Raw genomic sequence first — 15740 nt, 5'->3', positions numbered from 1 at the left:
AGGACGTGGTTTTGGGCATCAAACGAAGGCGATTGACACTTCCCGCATAACGACGGCACGGCGTATGGGTCCCTGCTTTCGCAGGGACGACGATGTTGATGGACAACGGTTCAATTCACCTGCCGATCCTTGCCCGCCCAATACGGCTCGCGCAAATTCCGCCGCAAAATCTTCCCCGACGGATTGCGCGGCAGCGCTTCCAAAAAGTCGACCGATTTCGGCGTCTTGAATCCTGCGATGCGTTCGCGCGTAAAATTGATGATGTCGGTTGCAGTCGCCTGCTTGCCGGGCTTCATCACCACGATCGCCTTGACCGCTTCGCCCCATTTGTCGTCGGGGATGCCGATCACGGCGGCTTCGGCGACGTCAGGGTGATCGCAGATCGCGCTTTCGACTTCGGCCGGGTAAATGTTCTCGCCACCGGAGATGATCATGTCCTTGATGCGGTCGTGGATGTAGAGATAGCCGTCCTCGTCCATGTAGCCGGCGTCGCCGGTGCGCAGCCAGCCGTCGCTGCCGAGCGTCCTGGCGGTCGCCTCGGGCAGGTTCCAGTAGCCGGCCATGTTGGAGCCGGAGCGGGTGGCGATTTCGCCGACCTGGCGCGGCGGCAACCGCTTGCCGTCAGCATCGAGGATCGCAAGCTCGATGCCGGGCAGCGCCTTGCCGGCGGAGCGCATGCGCTCCAGCCCCTCGACATGGTCCTCGGGCGGAAGGGCTGCGATGGTGCCTGTCGTCTCGGTCATGCCGTACAACTGCACGAAGCCGCATTTGAACACCTCGATGCACTCCTTCAAGAGCGCAGCGGGAATCGGCGAGGCGCCGTAGAGCATGTATTTCAGCCGGGAGAAATCGACCTGCCGCGCCCGCGGCTGCCGCACCACGAACTGCATCGCAGCCGGCACCATGAACAGTTTTGTAATCCCGGACTGCTCGAAGAAATCCAGCACCTTGGTCGGATCGAACTCGTGGGCGATCACGCCCTTGGCGCCGTGATAGAGCCCGATCACGCCCCAGCCGGAGCCGCCGATGTGGAAGACCGGCATCGCCACCAGCGACACATCGTCCGCCGTCCACTTGTTCCATTCGGGCTTCTCGGCCTCGCTGCCGGCGTTCACAAGATTGAGGAAGTTGGCATGCGACAGCATCGCGCCCTTGGGCTTGCCCGTGGTGCCCGACGTGTAGAGCTGGATCGCGATGTCCTTCGGGCTGATCGCAACCTTCGGATCATCGCCGCTGGCCGCATCGCGCCAGGCCGTAAAATCCTGCCATTCCGGCGCGCCGCCTTCAGTCGTGATGATCGTGCGGACATCGGCCAATTGCGGCTTGATGTTGCGAACCTGCGTGATGAACTCGGGTCCCACGAACAGCACTGGCGCCTTGCAGTCGCTGACGATGAAGGCGACCTCGGGGCCCGCGAGACGCCAGTTGACCGGTGCCATCACCACCTTGGCCTTCATCGCGCCCATCAAGAGCTCGAAATAGAAGTCGCTGTTCTTGCCGAGGTAGGCGATCCGCTCGCCCGGCTTGACGCCCATCGCGATCAACGCATTCGCAACGCGGTTGGTCTTGATGTCAAACTCGGCGAAGCTGGTCTGGCGTCCTTCGAACTCATAGGCGATGGCGTCGCCGCGCGTCCTGGCGCGCTCGCGCACCATGTCGGCAAGGTTCGTCAGTTGCTCTGGTGCAGACATGTCTCTCCCGTAGCGTCTTGTTTTCGTTGCGCGGAGTTTGGCGTCATCCAGCAGCAAAGACAATACGGGACTGTCGTCCCCGCGAACGCGGGGACCCATACGCCGCGGCCTATCGGCAAAACGATGCGGCTAGTTGCCTTCGTAAAAGCGGGCGCCGGTGATTATGGGTCCCTGCGTTCGCAGGGACGACAGCGGGGATCACCCCCTTGCCGCGCGGTCCTTTTCGTTTTGCGCCTTGATCGAGTCGCGCGCCTTGTTCCAGTCGTCGTCGCTCCAGTCGCGCAACTGGTAGAAATTGCCGCCCATCGCCAGCGCCTGCGCGCCGTCCATGGCGATGGTCTCGCCGTTGATCCAGTCGCAGCCGCCGGAGATCAGGAACACCGCGAGATTCTGCAGCTCCTCCATCGTGCCGACCCGGCCCATCGGGTTCTGTGCCCGGGTGCGCGCGCCGGCCTCGTCGCCGGGCTTGATGCGCTTGCTCATACCCTCGGTCGGGATTTCGCCGGGCGCAATCGTGTTGAGGCGGATGCCGTGTTTACCCCATTCGACCGCCAGCGACATGGTCATGGCGTGGATCGCGGATTTGCTCATCGCCGACGGCACCACATAGGGCGAGCCGTTGCGCACCCAGGTCACGGTGATCGACACCACATTGCCGGGCAGCTTGGCGGCGATCCAGCGCCGGCCGACCGCATGCGTGACGTAGAAGGTGCCATGCATGACGATATTGGCGACGGCATCGAAGCCGCGCGGCGACAGCTCTTCCGAACGCGAGATGAAATTGCCGGCGGCATTGTTGATGAGATCGGTGAGGGGGCCGGAGGTCCAGATCGCTTCGATCATTTCGTCGACGGCCATCGCATTGCGGATGTCGACGCCGTGGCTGACCACGCGCCCACCGTGCAGATCCATCAGTTCGGTTGCGGTCTCGTCGCACACGATTTTGCGGCGGCCGCAGATGTGGACCTCGGCTCCCAGTTGGAGAAACCGTGCGGCCATGGACTTGCCGAGGCCGGTGCCGCCTCCGGTCACGAGAATGCGCCGCCCGGCGAGAAGCTGATCGTTGAACATCGTTTCCACCCAAGGGGATTGTCTGTTAATTGGTCGATTGACTAAAACCGGCAACGGCCGTTCTGTAAAGCAGCAACTGAAGATATCAGCGAGGAGATTTTTCATGGAGCAACGCGTCTCGATCTCGATTTCGGATGGCATTGCCGATGTCCGGCTGGTACGGGCCGACAAGATGAACGCGCTCGATGCCGCGATGTTTGAGGCGCTGGTGGCTGCAACCGAGCGGCTCGCCCATGAAAAAGGCGTTCGGGCGGTAGTATTGTCCGGGGAGGGGCGAGCGTTCTGCGCCGGTCTCGATATGGGACGCTTCGCCGCGATGAAGGAAAACGGCGGTAACGGGATCGCCGGTGGCGAGAAACGAGACCTCACTGCACGCACGCATGGACTGGCGAACTTTCCGCAAGCTGCGGTCTGGGGCTGGCGTCAGCTTCCGGTGCCGGTCATCGCCGCGATCCAGGGCGTGGCGTTCGGCGGCGGGTTCCAACTCGCGCTCGGCGCCGACATGCGCTTCCTGACGCCGGATGCGCGGATGTCGATCATGGAGATCAAATGGGGCCTGGTGCCCGACATGGCCGGCACGCCGATCCTCGCAAGCCTCGTCCGCGACGATATTTTGCGTGACCTCACCTATACCGGCCGCATCTTCTCGGCGCAGGAAGCCATGAGCTACGGTCTCGCGACGCGGATCTGCGACGACCCGCTTGCTGCGGCCTTCGAGGTCGCGCGCGAAATCGCCGGCAAGAGTCCCGATGCGATCCGCGCCGCCAAGCGCATGTTGAACAATTTGTCCGTCGATCCCGGTCCGGCGCTGCTTGCCGAATCCATCGAGCAGCAGAAGTTGCTGGGCAGCCCCAACCAGACCGAAGCCGTGCGCGCCAACATGGAAAAGCGCCCGCCGCGGTTCGCGGAGGCTTGATACAAAGGACTCCGTCATCACCGGGCTTGTCCCGATGATCCACGTCCTTTGTAACCGCGAGCAAGAACGTGGATGGCCGGGACAAGCCCGGTCATGACGATCTGAGAAGTCCTCATAAGAAAAAGAAGACAATGACCGAAACTTCCTCCCCCTTCCTCGGCATCATCAGCGGCCCGCGCAGGCGCGATCACGGCGAGGTCGCCGATCGCGCCGACCGCATCGCCGGCGGATTGCAAAAACTCGGCGTCAAACAGGGCGACAGCGTCGCCATGCTGATGCGCAACGACATCGCCTTCATCGAGGCGGCCTATGCCGCGATGCGGCTCGGCGCCTATGGTGTGCCCGTGAACTGGCACTTCAAGGCGGAAGAGATCAACTATGTGCTGAAGGATTCCGGCACCTCGGTGCTGATCGCGCATGCCGACATGCTGCACCAGTTGCGTGAGGCGATACCATCCGGCGTCACAGCGCTCAGCGTGCCGACGCCGCCGGAGATTCTTAGCAATTACAAGATCAATCCCGATCATCTGGCAACGCCCGACTTCGCGATCGATTTTGAATCCTGGCTCAAGCAGCACCCGCGCTATGACGGGCCGGCGGTGCCGCAGCCGCAGAACATGATCTACACTTCGGGCACGACAGGCCATCCCAAGGGCGTGCGCCGCTTTGCACCGACGCCGGAGCAGAGTGCTAATGCCGAGCGCATGCGAAGCTTGATCTACGGCCTCAAGCCGGGCGCCCGTGCGCTGCTTCCGGGGCCGTTGTATCATTCCGCGCCGAACTCGTTCGGCCTGCGCGCCGGCCGCCTCGGCGGCGCACTGGTGATCATGCCGCGCTTCGACGCGGAAGAATTTTTGCGCGTGATCGAGACCGAGAAGATCGACACCATCTTCATGGTGCCGACCATGTTCATCCGCCTGATGAAACTGCCGGAGGAGGTGCGCGGGAAGTACGACATGTCTTCGCTGCGCCACGTCATTCATGCGGCTGCGCCCTGTCCGGCCGACGTCAAGCGCGCGATGATCGAATGGTGGGGGCCGATTATCTACGAATTCTACGGCTCGACCGAATCGGGCGCCGTCACGTTTGCCACTTCCGAGGACGCGCTGAGGAAGCCCGGCACCGTCGGCAAGATTTCGCCCGGCGCAGAGCTACGTTTCATCGGCGACGACGGCAAGGAATTGCCACAGGGCGAGATCGGCGAAATCTATTCGCGCATCGCGGGCAACCCTGATTTCACCTATCACAACAAGCCGGAAAAACGCACCGAGATCGATCGTGACGGCTTCATCACCTCGGGCGACGTCGGCTATATCGACGCGGACGGCTATGTCTTCATCTGCGATCGCAAGCGCGACATGGTGATTTCAGGCGGCGTCAACATCTATCCGGCCGAGATCGAGGCCGCGCTGCACGCGATACCGGGCGTGCATGATTGCGCGGTGTTCGGCATTCCCGACTCGGAATTTGGCGAGGCGCTGATGGCCGTGGTGGAGCCGCAGCCGGGCGTGACGCTCGACATCGCCTCCGTCCACGGACAGCTCAAGATATCGCTGGCCGATTACAAGGTGCCAAAGCACATCGAAATTCAGTCCAACCTGCCGCGGGAAGACTCTGGCAAGATCTTCAAGCGCCGCCTGCGCGATCCCTATTGGGAGCGGGCGGGGCGGAGGATTTGATCTCTGTCGTCCCTGCGAAAGCAGGGACCCATAACCACCGACTGCGGGCCTTATAAGAGGTCTCTCGCCAGCGTCTCATAAGAGAGGGCACGGAGTATGGGTCCCCGCGTTCGCGGGGACGACGGAGAACTGGCGACTGCCGCCCTCCATCTTTATCTTGCACTGCGGCAAAAAACTTGCACACTCGGAATTGCCGGGCAATTTCTGAGGTGGCCAGCCAATGTCTTCCCAGACCATGCCTTCCGAGATCGAGCTCCGGTTCAACCGTACCGAGGAAACGCTGGCGCTGGAGGAAGACGCTCGGCTGCGGACCGATATCCGCCTGCTTGGCCGAATTCTCGGCGATACCGTGCGCGACCAGGAAGGCGCCGACGTGTTCGATCTGGTCGAACGCATCCGGCAGACCTCGATCCGGTTCCACCGCGACGAGGACAAGCTGGCGCGGCGGGAACTCGAAACAATTCTCGATAGCATGTCGACCAGCGATACCGTGCGCATCGTCCGCGCCTTCAGCTATTTCTCGCACCTCGCCAATATCGCCGAGGACCAGAACAACATCCGTCAGATGCGCGGGCGTGGCGCCGGCGGGCCGAGAGCAAGCACGCTCGCGCAAACCCTGTCGCATGCAAAGACCGCCGGTCTCAGCGCCGCCGACCTGCGCCGATTCTTTGGGGCGGCCCAGGTCAGCCCGGTACTAACAGCGCATCCCACCGAAGTCCGCCGCAAGAGCACGATCGACCGCGAGATGGAGATCGCGGCACTGCTCGACCGCCGCGAACGCGTCCAGATGACGCCGGAAGAAATCGAGGCCAGCGCCGAGCAGTTGCGCCGCGCCGTCCTGACGCTGTGGCAGACCAATCTGTTGCGACGGACCAAGCTGACCGTGCTGGATGAGGTCGCCAACGGCCTGTCATTCTACGACTACACGTTCCTGCATGAGGTGCCCCGGCTGCATTGCGCGCTGGAAGACCGGCTGAACCAGGAGGAGGGCGGCACGCCCGGCGAGCTGGCGTCGTTCCTGACCATGGGAAGTTGGATCGGCGGCGACCGCGACGGCAATCCGTTCGTTACCGCCGACGTCATGCGCGGCACGCTCCGCCTGCAGTCGAGCCGGGTGATGAACTTCTATCTGGAGGAGTTGCACGTCCTCGGCTCAGAACTGTCGCTGGCGGCGCATCTTGCCGACGTCTCCGACGAATTGCGCGCGCTGGCCGAGCGCTCGCCCGACAAATCGCCGCATCGGAGCGGCGAACCGTATCGCCTCGCGGTGTCCGGTATCTATGCCCGCCTGACGGCGACCGCGCTGCGGCTGGAGGTTGAAACCACGCGCCGGCCGGTCGGCGAGGCCGCGCCCTATACAAGCGTGAAGGAATTCAAGGCCGATCTCGATGTGCTCGAGCGTTCATTGATCGCGAACAATTCTGGCGTGATCGCGCGCGGGCGGCTGCGGTCGTTGCGCCGGGCCGTGGATTGTTTCGGCTTCCATCTCGCCCGGCTCGATATAAGGCAGAATTCTGCTGTGCATGAACGCACGGTGGCGGAGTTGCTCGACGCCGCGACCCCCGGCACGTCCTACCTCGCGCTCGGCGAAGAGGCGCGCGTTGCTCTATTGGCGGGCGAATTGCGCAACCCGCGGCCGCTGGCGTCGTCCTTCGTCAAATACAGCGAGGAGACGCTGGGCGAACTCGCGGTGTTTCACGCCGCGGCCGAGGCGCACGCCAAGTTCGGCGCCGATGTGATCCACCAATGCATCATCTCCATGTGCAAAGGCATGTCCGACATGCTGGAGGTAGCGCTGTTGCTGAAGGAGGTCGGCCTTGTTAACCCCTCCGGTCGCAGCGCCATCAACATCGTGCCGCTGTTCGAGACCATCGAGGATTTGCAGGCCTCATCCGGCATCATGGACCGCATGCTGTCGCTGCACGACTACCGCAAGCTGGTGGACAGCCGCGGCGGCGTCCAGGAAGTGATGCTCGGCTATTCCGACAGCAACAAGGATGGCGGCTTCGTCACCTCGGGCTGGGAGCTCTACAAGGCCGAAATCGAGCTGGTCGATGTGTTCGAGCGCCACCACGTCCGGCTGCGGCTGTTTCACGGCCGCGGCGGCTCGGTCGGCCGCGGCGGCGGGCCGAGCTATGACGCCATCATCGCGCAGCCCGGCGGCGCCGTGAATGGCCAGATCCGTATCACGGAGCAGGGCGAGATCATCTCGAGCAAATATTCCAATCCCGAGGTCGGCCGCAGCAATGTGGAAATCCTCGCCGCGGCGACGCTGGAGGCAAGCCTGCTGCATCCCCGGCAGAGCGCACCGCGCAAGGAATATCTCACCGCGATGGAGCAATTGTCGGCCCTGGCCTTTAGGGCGTATCGCGGCCTGGTCTACGAGACCGAGGGCTTTGCCGATTATTTCTGGGGCTCAACCGTCATCACCGAAATCTCGACGCTCAACATCGGCAGCCGCCCGGCGTCGCGCAAGAAGACCCGCGAGATCGAGGACCTGCGCGCAATTCCCTGGGTGTTCAGTTGGGCGCAATGCCGGTTGATGCTGCCGGGCTGGTACGGTTTTGGTTCTGCGGTCGAAAACTGGATCGCGGAGCATCCAGAGCAGGGCATGCCGTTCCTGCAGGAACTCTATCGTGAGTGGCCGTTCTTCCGCACGCTGTTGTCGAATATGGACATGGTGCTGGCCAAGAGCTCAATCGCGATCGCCTCGCGTTACGCCGAACTGGTGCCCGACGTGAAATTGCGCGAAAGCATCTTTGGGCGCATCCGGCGCGAATGGCATTCGTCGATCGAGACGCTGCTCGACATCATGGGGCATGAGCGCCTCTTGCAGGGCAACCCGTTGCTCGAACGCTCGATCCGCAACCGCTTCCCCTATCTCGATCCACTCAACCATGTGCAGGTGGAACTCTTGAAGGAGCACCGCGCGCACAGTCCGGACGAACAGGTGCTGCGCGGGATTCAGCTCACGATCAACGGGATTTCGGCGGGGTTGCGGAATAGCGGGTGAGAGCACTCTCCCTCGTCGTCCCGGCGAACGCCGGGACCCATACCGCGTGATCTGTCGATAAGGCAGGGTAGGAGACATCCTTCCCCTGCAACGACGCTCTGTGGTTATGGGTCCCTGCTTTCGCAGGGACGACCAGTGGAGAGACCTCAGCAAATGAACGCAGTCACGGCTTCATCGCGCCCTGCACACTCGTATAAACCGCATAGAGCGACGACGAGCCGCAGATATAAAGTCTATTTCGCTGCTGACCGCCGAAGCACAAATTGGCGACAGTTTCCGGGATGTGGATCTTCCCAAGGAGATCGCCCTCCGCCGTGTAGCAGCGCACGCCGTCCTCGTTCGGATCGCCCCACCCCACGGAGCACCAAAGGCGCCCGGCGGTGTCGCAGCGCAGCCCGTCGGTAATGCTGGGCTTGGGCATGTCCGCAAAGACCTTGCTGTTCGAAAGCTTTCCGGCCCCGAGATCCACGTCGAACACGCGGATATGCGACGGGTTGTCCGGTCCGTCGGTGAAGCCGGTATCGCAGATATAGAGCTTCTTCTCGTCAGGCGAGAAGCAAAGGCCGTTCGGCTGCACGAAGTCATCGACCACCATCTTGATGTCGCCGGATTTCGGATCGACCCGGTAGACGTTTTTCTTGTCCTGCTCGGCGTCGGCCTTGATGCCCTCGTAAAAGCCGCCGATACCGTAGGCTGGGTCGCAGAACCAGATCGAACCGTCGGCCGCGACGACCGCGTCGTTCGGCGAGTTCAGCTTCTTGCCATTGTACTTGTCGGCGATGATCGTGATCGAGCCATCGAGTTCGGTCCGGGTGACCCGCCGACCGCTGTGTTCGCAAGTGATCAGGCGTCCTTCGCGGTCGATGGTGTTGCCGTTCGAGTTCATCGACGGCTGGCGATAGACGCTGAGGTGACCGTCGTCCTCTGTGAAGCGCATGATGCGGTTGTTGGGAATGTCGCTGAACAGAACATATCGCCCAGCCGGAAAGTAGACCGGGCCTTCGGCCCAGCGGAATCCGGTTGCGACGCGCTCGACGGCCATGGTGCCCGCGAAGGCCGGAAAACCTGATGGCCCGAACGAAACCTTCGGCTTCTTCATCGATTCCAGGCGAGCGTCCGGATAGCGGGCGCCGGAAAGCGGGCCGAGTGGCAGGGGCGGCGATGCCGTTGTTGGCGCGGCGGTCTGGCCGAGCGGCGCGACGGAAGCCGCAGAGGCCGTCTTCATCGTCACGGCTGAGGCGGCGAGTGCTGCCGCGCCGGTCAATATCTTGCGACGGTCAAAACCGCCGCCTTGTTGCTGGGAATCGGAAAGGGTCAGCGAGGTTGTCATGATTTCCTCCCGTGTATTTTTTGTTGGGAGGAAAAACATCTGCCCGCATTCCGGCATAAAGCGGGCGGGCTGTGCAGGAATAACCGGAAATGGCGTAACGCTTGGTAGGGTGGGCAAAGCGAAACGCGCCCACCATCCCAGACCATAGTCTCCGATAGATGGTGGGCACGGCGCTACGCGCCTTTGCCCACCCTACAATTTTCGCTCAGATCGGATCCCAGGGGAAAATATCCGCGGAGCGATCGAGCTTGTAGAACGATCCCTTGAGCGCCGGCATGCCGTGCTCGGCGATGGTCTGCGGCGTCCAGCCTTCGCTCCGCTGCACCGAGCGCAGCGGACGATTCTGGCTGAACAGGAAGATCTCGTTCATGCGTACCCCAAAAATCTGTCCGGTGACGTCCTTGGCGGCGTCGCTGAGCAGATAGGCGCAGACCGGCGCGATCTTCTCCGGCCCCATCTGCTGGATCTTCGCCACGCGCGCCTTCTCGGCTTCGGTCTCGGTCGGGATGGTGCCGATCATGCGGGTCCAGGCGAATGGCGAGACGCAGTTCGAGCGCACGTTGAAGCGGCCCATATCGAGCGCGATCGACTTCGACAGGCCGACGATGCCGAGCTTGGCGGCGGCGTAGTTGGCCTGGCCGAAATTGCCGATCAGGCCCGATGTCGAGGTGAAGTGCACGAAGGAGCCGCTCTCCTGTTCGCGGTACAGCCGCGCCGCGGCGTGGCTGACGTAGAACGAGCCCATCAGGTGCACCTTGATGACGGCCTCGAAAGCTTCCACGCTCATTTTGTGGAAGATCATGTCGCGCAAAATGCCGGCATTGTTGACGACGCCATCGAGCCGGCCGAAATGATCGGTTGCCGTCTTCACGATTTTGCTGGCGGGGATCGCTTCCGCCACCGACTCGAAATTGGCGACCGCGGTGCCGCCGCGCTTCTTGATCTCCTCGACCACTTCCTCGGCGGGGGCTGCGCTCGAACCGGCGCCGTCTGCGGCAACGCCGGGATCGTTGACCACGACCTTGGCGCCTTCGGCGGCGCAGAGCAGCGCGATCTCGCGTCCGATGCCGCGGCCTGCGCCGGTGACGATGATGACCTTGTCTTGCAGTGATTTTGTCATTGTTCCTGTCCTGTTTTCTGCGGCCGAAGCAGAATTCCACTCGTCATGCGCGGGCTTGACCCGCGCATCCACGCTTCTTCAGAAGAAGATGGATTGCCGGGTCAAGCCCGGCAATGACGGATTGAGCGCTGCGCTCGGGCCAGCCATTTCTAACGCTCGTTCGTAAAGATGATCGTGCCACTTGCCGCGAACATACCGCCGACGCCGTGGCAGACCGAGATTTTCGCGTCCTTGACCTGCGCCGGCGCGATGCCGCGCATTTGCCGCACGCTTTCCTGCAGCGCGTACATGCCGTACATGCCGGAATGCATATAACTCAATCCGCCGCCATTGGTGTTGAGCGGCAGCTTGCCGCCGGGGCGGGTGTTGCCGTCGGCGATGAACTTGCCGGTCTCTTCATGCGGCATGAAGCCGAGATCGCCCAGGCCGAAAAGCGGCAGATGCGCAAAGGCGTCGTAGATCATCAGATGATCGACGTCCTTGTGGCTGATGCCGGCTTCGCGGAACGCGGTGGGCCCCGCGACCTTGAAGGCGCGCGAGGAGTTGAACGTCTCCATCTGGCTGACCATCGGCGTTTCCACGCTCTCGCCGGTGCCGAGAATATAGACCGGCTTGTTCGGAAAGTCCTTGGCGCGGTCGGCCGAGGTGAGGATCAGCGCGCCGCCGCCGTCGGTGACGAGGCAGCATTGCAGGATGCGAAATGGATAGGCGATCATCTTTGAATTCAGGACGTCCTCGACCGTGATCGGCGCCTTCATGGTGGCGCGTGGATTCTTCGCGGCCCATTCCCGCTGCGCCACGGCCACCATGGCGATCTGCTCATGGGTGATGCCGTAGGTCTTCATGTAGCGCAGCACCGGGATCGGGAACATGCTGGGCGGGCCGTAGACGCCGAACGGCGATTCGAACTGGCCGTTCAAACTGTCAGGCGGCGTCGAGCGCGGCAGTTTGCCGATCATCGACTTGCCGCTCTCGGCGTGCGTGATCAGCACGGTCTTGCAGAGCCCGGCCTCGATCGCTGCGGCCGCATGGCGGACGTGCAGCATGAACGAGCAGCCGCCGACGGAAGTGCCGTCGACCCAGGTCGGCGTGATGCCGAGATAGTGCGCGATCTGCTGCGGGGTTTCCACGGCAGTGGCGATGCCGTCGATGTCAGACAATTTCAGTCCGGCATCGGCGATGGCGTTGAGCGCCGCATCCGCGTGAAGCTGGATCTGCGACATGTTCGGGATGACGCCGAGCTCGGTGGTCTCGGCTGCGCCGACGACAGCGACCGCATTCTTGCGCATAGTGCCTACCCCTTCGCCGGACGGAACAAAGGAAGGGTGATCTTGTCGTCGAGTTTTTCGAATGCGACTTCGAGCTTCATGTCGAGCTCCAGCGCCTCCGGCGTCTGCGGACAGTCGATGATGTTGCTCATCATGCGCGGACCTTCGTCGAGTTCGACGACGGCGATCGCATAGGGCGGGGTGAAGCCGGGCGCTGCCGGACGGTGGTTGATGACGTAGCTGTAGAGCGTGCCCTTGCCGCTCGCCTTGAATATCGAGACCTTGCGCGAAGCGCAGGAGGGGCAGAACGGGCGCGGCGGGAAATAGACATTGGCGCAGGCGTCGCAGCGCTGCAGGCGCAACTCTCCGGCCTGCGTTCCATCCCAGAAATGCTGCGTTTCCGGTGTGGGTTTTGGTTTAGCGCGCGCGGGCTCCGCCATATCGGCTATTCTCCTTGGGGCGCGGGCGTCGGCCCGCATGTTGCGATCTTGATGCGACATTTGTCTGTTCCCCGTCAACGGTCCAGCCGCTGCTGCATGGCCGCATTCCGAACGCGAGAGCGCTTGTATGCCAGCGTGTCATCGGAGATAGTCCGCGCCACGGCAAATCGCCGAGGACGCCTCTCGACACCAGGGTCGCTTCGGATTGACAAGTGACGCCAAAGGAAGCGAACGAGCAAGCCATGCCGAACCATCCGACACTTGCCAGCCTGGCCGCCGATCTCGACGCTGGACGCACCACTTCGCGTCAACTGGTCGATGAATGTCTCGCAAGGATCGCCGATCCCGCCGGTGAGGGCGCGCGAGCCTTTATTCACGTTGACAAGCACGCCGCGATATCGGCCGCGGACGCGATGGATCATCTGCGTAAAGCGCGCGCCGCGCCGTCGCCATTTGCCGGCATTCCCGTCTCGATCAAGGATTTGTACGACGTCAAGGGGCAGGTGACCCGCGCAGGCTCCCGCGCGCTGGAGGATTCTGCGCCGGCTGAGGCCGATGCGCCCGTGGTGGCGCGGCTGCGCCGGGCCGGCTTCATCGTGATCGGCCGCACCAACATGACCGAATTTGCCTATTCGGGCATCGGCATCAATCCGCATTACGGCACGCCGAAAAGCGTCTTCAATCGCAGCGTCGGTCATGTGCCGGGCGGCTCGTCCTCGGGCGCAGCTGTCTCAATCGCCGACGGCATGGCCTACGGTGCGCTGGGCACCGATACCGGCGGCTCGTGCCGGATTCCGGCGGCTTTTAACGGCATCGTCGGCTTCAAGCCGACGCAGGCGCGCGTGCCGCTCGAGGGCGGCGTCCCGCTATCGTCCTCGCTCGACAGCTTTGGTCCACTGGCGCGCACCGTCAACTGCTGTGCGGTGCTCGACGCCGTGCTCGCCAATGAAGCCGTGCAACCATTGCAACCGCGCCCGATCAAGGGCATGCGGCTTGCGGTACCAACCACGATCGCGCTGGACGACCTCGATGAAGAGGTCGCGAAAACCTTCGAGCGTGCGCTGGAGACGCTGTCGCGGCAGGGCGCGTCGATTGAGCGGATCGAGGTGCCGGAATTCCACGATGTCGGCGTCATGAACAGCAAGGGCGGTTTTGCCGCCGCTGAGAGCTACGCCTGGCATCGCTACCTGATCGTGAGTCATGGCGACGTCTATGACCCTCGCGTCCACGTCCGCATCCTGCGCGGCGAGGGCATCAGCGCGGCTGACTATATCGATATCCTCAACGCGCGCCGTTCGTTCATTGCACGCACCGAACAGCGCATCGCCCCCTACGACGCGCTGGTGCTGCCGACCACGGCGAATGCACCGCCCAGAATCACCGATCTTGCCGACGACAAGGCCTTCGCCACGCAAAATCTGCGCGCTTTGCGCAATTGCACGCTGATCAACATGCTCGACGGCTGCGCGATCTCGCTGCCGGCGCATCGCGAAGGCGAGGTGCCGGTTGGGCTGATGCTGGCCGCCGCGGGCGGATCGGATCGCCGCATCTTCGAACTCGCCGCCGGAATGGAGAACATCATCCGTGTTTGATCTGACCTTCAATGTCGACGACAAGGGCATGTTGACGCCGCTGACACTTGCGATCGAGCAAGCCGTCATCGCTGGCTGGACCGGCCGTGATCCGGTGGCGCGCGACAAGCACATCGCTGAGCTCGAAGCGATCGGCATCGCGCGGCCTGCGTCGACGCCGATCTACTACCGTTGCTCGGCGCGGCGGATCACCTTGGAGGATCGCATCGAGGTCTCCGGCGAAAATTCCAGCGGCGAGGTCGAGTTCGTGCTGATCGGCTGGCAGGGCCGCATCTTCGTCGGCTGCGGCTCCGACCACACCGACCGCAAGGTGGAAGCCTACAGCGTCACGGTCTCCAAGCAGATGTGCGACAAGCCGGTGGCGTCCGTGCTGTGGGAACTGGAGGACGTCATCGCCCACTGGGACAAGATGATCCTGCGCTCCTGGGCGGTCATCGATGGCGCGCGCGTGCTCTATCAGGAAGGCACGCTGGATGCCATGCTGCCGGTGAAGGACCTGATCGACCGAGGTTTCAGCGGCAAAGGCCTGCCCGACGGCTGCGCCATGTTTGGCGGCACGTTTGCTGCCAAGGGCGGCATCCGCCCGGCGGATCGCTTCGAGTTCGAGCTGGAAGATCCCGTGCTGAAGCGGAAGATCAGCCACGGGTATGACGTGATCACGATGCCGGTGTTGGGCTGATCCTGTCGTCCCTGCGAACGCAGGGACCCATACGCCGCGGCACCAATTGTTTTGGAAGACGTTAGCCATCTTGCTTTTATCGATAGGACAACGCGGTATGGGTCCCTGCGTTCGCAGGGACGACGTGGTAAGGGCCTGCCGGAAATCGGGTGGCCAAAGTCCGGGTGGTTTGCGAGACTGCCAGCATGAAAGCAACCGCAAGAAATATCGACCGTTCCGCGTCCCCCGACATCGCCACCCGCGTCGATGCCATCGACTGGACTCAGACGACCGCTGACCTCGACGCACAGGGCTGCGCCGTCCTGAAGGAATTGTTGTCGCCTGACGAATGCGCCGCGCTGGCGGCGCTCTATCCGGACGACAAGAATTTCCGCAGCCGGATCGTGATGGGGCGTCATGGCTTCGGCCGCGGCGAGTACAAATATTTCGCCTATCCGCTGCCCGATCTGATCGCGCAATTGCGCCCCGAGCTTTACGTGCGGCTTTGCCCCGTCGCCAATCGCTGGAACGAGACGATGGGGATCGATATCCGCTATCCCGACCGGCACGCGGCGTTCCTGAAGCGGTGCCACGACGCCGGGCAGGCGCGGCCGACGCCGCTGCTGTTGCAATATGGCGAGGGCGATTACAATTGCCTGCACCAGGATCTTTACGGCGAGCACGTGTTTCCGCTGCAGGTCGCGATCCTGCTGTCTCAGCCGGGCCGCGATTTCGAAGGCGGCGAGTTCGTGCTGACGGAACAGCGGCCGCGGATGCAGTCGCGGCCTGAGGTGGTTCCGCTCAGGCAGGGCGATGCGGTCGCCTTTGCTGTGCATCACCGGCCGGTGCAGGGGACGCGCGGGCCTTATCGCGTTAATCTGCGCCATGGCGTCAGCCGGATCCGTTCCGGCCACCGCCACACCGTCGGCGTGATCTTCCACGATGCCAAATGAGTGCGAATT

The 15740-nt window shown here is 63.0% G+C and carries 12 protein-coding genes; 6 read left to right on the top strand and 6 right to left on the bottom strand.

Annotated elements, in window-relative coordinates:
• Positions 1–110: 110 nt before the first annotated feature.
• Both IVB22_RS30940 and IVB22_RS30935 read right to left on the bottom strand, forming a co-directional pair.
• Complete coding sequence (locus tag IVB22_RS30940; RefSeq protein WP_247520939.1) at positions 111–1691, bottom strand: fatty acid--CoA ligase; 1581 nt, start codon at positions 1689–1691, stop codon at positions 111–113.
• A gap of 198 nt (positions 1692–1889) precedes the next feature.
• Positions 1890–2762, bottom strand: coding sequence for an SDR family oxidoreductase (locus IVB22_RS30935; RefSeq protein ID WP_247520938.1), 873 nt, complete (start codon positions 2760–2762; stop codon positions 1890–1892).
• 103 nt (positions 2763–2865) lie between these two features.
• On the opposite strand from IVB22_RS30935, the gene IVB22_RS30930 reads away from it, so the two are divergent.
• The 3 genes from IVB22_RS30930 (at position 2866) to ppc (ending at position 8370) form a co-directional block, all read left to right on the top strand.
• Positions 2866–3678 (top strand): crotonase/enoyl-CoA hydratase family protein, encoded by an 813-nt coding sequence (locus tag IVB22_RS30930; protein WP_247520937.1) that lies wholly within the window; start codon positions 2866–2868, stop codon positions 3676–3678.
• Between the two features lie 131 nt (positions 3679–3809).
• On the top strand, positions 3810–5357 hold the full coding sequence (locus tag IVB22_RS30925) for an acyl-CoA synthetase (RefSeq protein WP_247520936.1): 1548 nt from the start codon (positions 3810–3812) through the stop codon (positions 5355–5357).
• A gap of 220 nt (positions 5358–5577) precedes the next feature.
• Positions 5578–8370 carry a phosphoenolpyruvate carboxylase gene (gene ppc / locus IVB22_RS30920; RefSeq protein WP_247520935.1) on the top strand — a complete coding sequence of 931 codons (2793 nt, stop codon included), beginning with the start codon at positions 5578–5580 and terminating at the stop codon, positions 8368–8370.
• Positions 8371–8533: 163 nt separating this feature from the next.
• Here the strand turns inward: ppc and IVB22_RS30915 are convergent, their stop codons facing one another.
• The 4 genes from IVB22_RS30915 to IVB22_RS30900 form a co-directional block, all read right to left on the bottom strand.
• Positions 8534–9700, bottom strand: a complete 1167-nt coding sequence (locus tag IVB22_RS30915) for an SMP-30/gluconolactonase/LRE family protein (RefSeq protein WP_247520934.1) — start codon at positions 9698–9700, stop codon at positions 8534–8536.
• Positions 9701–9905: 205 nt separating this feature from the next.
• The gene (locus tag IVB22_RS30910; RefSeq protein WP_247520933.1) at positions 9906–10820 is read right to left on the bottom strand and encodes an SDR family oxidoreductase; all 915 of its coding nucleotides are present in this window, start codon (positions 10818–10820) and stop codon (positions 9906–9908) included.
• A gap of 149 nt (positions 10821–10969) precedes the next feature.
• A complete protein-coding gene (locus IVB22_RS30905; RefSeq protein WP_247520932.1) occupies positions 10970–12109 on the bottom strand; it encodes a thiolase in 1140 nt (379 codons plus the stop codon).
• A 5-nt stretch (positions 12110–12114) separates the two neighbouring features.
• Positions 12115–12528, bottom strand: a complete 414-nt coding sequence (locus tag IVB22_RS30900) for a Zn-ribbon domain-containing OB-fold protein (RefSeq protein ID WP_247520976.1) — start codon at positions 12526–12528, stop codon at positions 12115–12117.
• 242 nt (positions 12529–12770) lie between these two features.
• On the opposite strand from IVB22_RS30900, the gene IVB22_RS30895 reads away from it, so the two are divergent.
• The 3 genes from IVB22_RS30895 to IVB22_RS30885 all read left to right on the top strand — a co-directional run bounded on the left by IVB22_RS30895 (position 12771) and on the right by IVB22_RS30885 (position 15731).
• Positions 12771–14120, top strand: a complete 1350-nt coding sequence (locus IVB22_RS30895) for an amidase (protein WP_247520931.1) — start codon at positions 12771–12773, stop codon at positions 14118–14120.
• Positions 14113–14799 (top strand): DUF2848 domain-containing protein, encoded by a 687-nt coding sequence (locus IVB22_RS30890; protein ID WP_247520930.1) that lies wholly within the window; start codon positions 14113–14115, stop codon positions 14797–14799. Before IVB22_RS30895 ends, IVB22_RS30890 begins: the two co-directional genes overlap by 8 nt.
• A gap of 185 nt (positions 14800–14984) precedes the next feature.
• On the top strand, positions 14985–15731 hold the full coding sequence (locus IVB22_RS30885) for a 2OG-Fe(II) oxygenase (protein ID WP_247520929.1): 747 nt from the start codon (positions 14985–14987) through the stop codon (positions 15729–15731).
• Positions 15732–15740: the final 9 nt, after the last annotated feature.

Source organism: Bradyrhizobium sp. 190 (genome assembly GCF_023073415.1).
In the GTDB taxonomy this organism is placed as follows: Bacteria; Pseudomonadota; Alphaproteobacteria; order Rhizobiales; family Xanthobacteraceae; genus Bradyrhizobium.
This window is presented reverse-complemented; position numbering and strand designations above follow the sequence as displayed.

Coding starts and splice junctions, on each gene's coding strand:
- IVB22_RS30885 (WP_247520929.1), top strand. CDS start 14,985: ATGAAAGCAACCGCAAGAAATATCGACCGTTCCGCGTCCCCCGACATC.
- IVB22_RS30910 (WP_247520933.1), bottom strand. CDS start 10,820: ATGACAAAATCACTGCAAGACAAGGTCATCATCGTCACCGGCGCAGGC.
- IVB22_RS30930 (WP_247520937.1), top strand. CDS start 2,866: ATGGAGCAACGCGTCTCGATCTCGATTTCGGATGGCATTGCCGATGTC.
- IVB22_RS30915 (WP_247520934.1), bottom strand. CDS start 9,700: ATGACAACCTCGCTGACCCTTTCCGATTCCCAGCAACAAGGCGGCGGT.
- IVB22_RS30895 (WP_247520931.1), top strand. CDS start 12,771: ATGCCGAACCATCCGACACTTGCCAGCCTGGCCGCCGATCTCGACGCT.
- IVB22_RS30935 (WP_247520938.1), bottom strand. CDS start 2,762: ATGTTCAACGATCAGCTTCTCGCCGGGCGGCGCATTCTCGTGACCGGA.
- IVB22_RS30925 (WP_247520936.1), top strand. CDS start 3,810: ATGACCGAAACTTCCTCCCCCTTCCTCGGCATCATCAGCGGCCCGCGC.
- IVB22_RS30900 (WP_247520976.1), bottom strand. CDS start 12,528: ATGGCGGAGCCCGCGCGCGCTAAACCAAAACCCACACCGGAAACGCAG.
- IVB22_RS30940 (WP_247520939.1), bottom strand. CDS start 1,691: ATGTCTGCACCAGAGCAACTGACGAACCTTGCCGACATGGTGCGCGAG.
- IVB22_RS30905 (WP_247520932.1), bottom strand. CDS start 12,109: ATGCGCAAGAATGCGGTCGCTGTCGTCGGCGCAGCCGAGACCACCGAG.
- ppc (WP_247520935.1), top strand. CDS start 5,578: ATGTCTTCCCAGACCATGCCTTCCGAGATCGAGCTCCGGTTCAACCGT.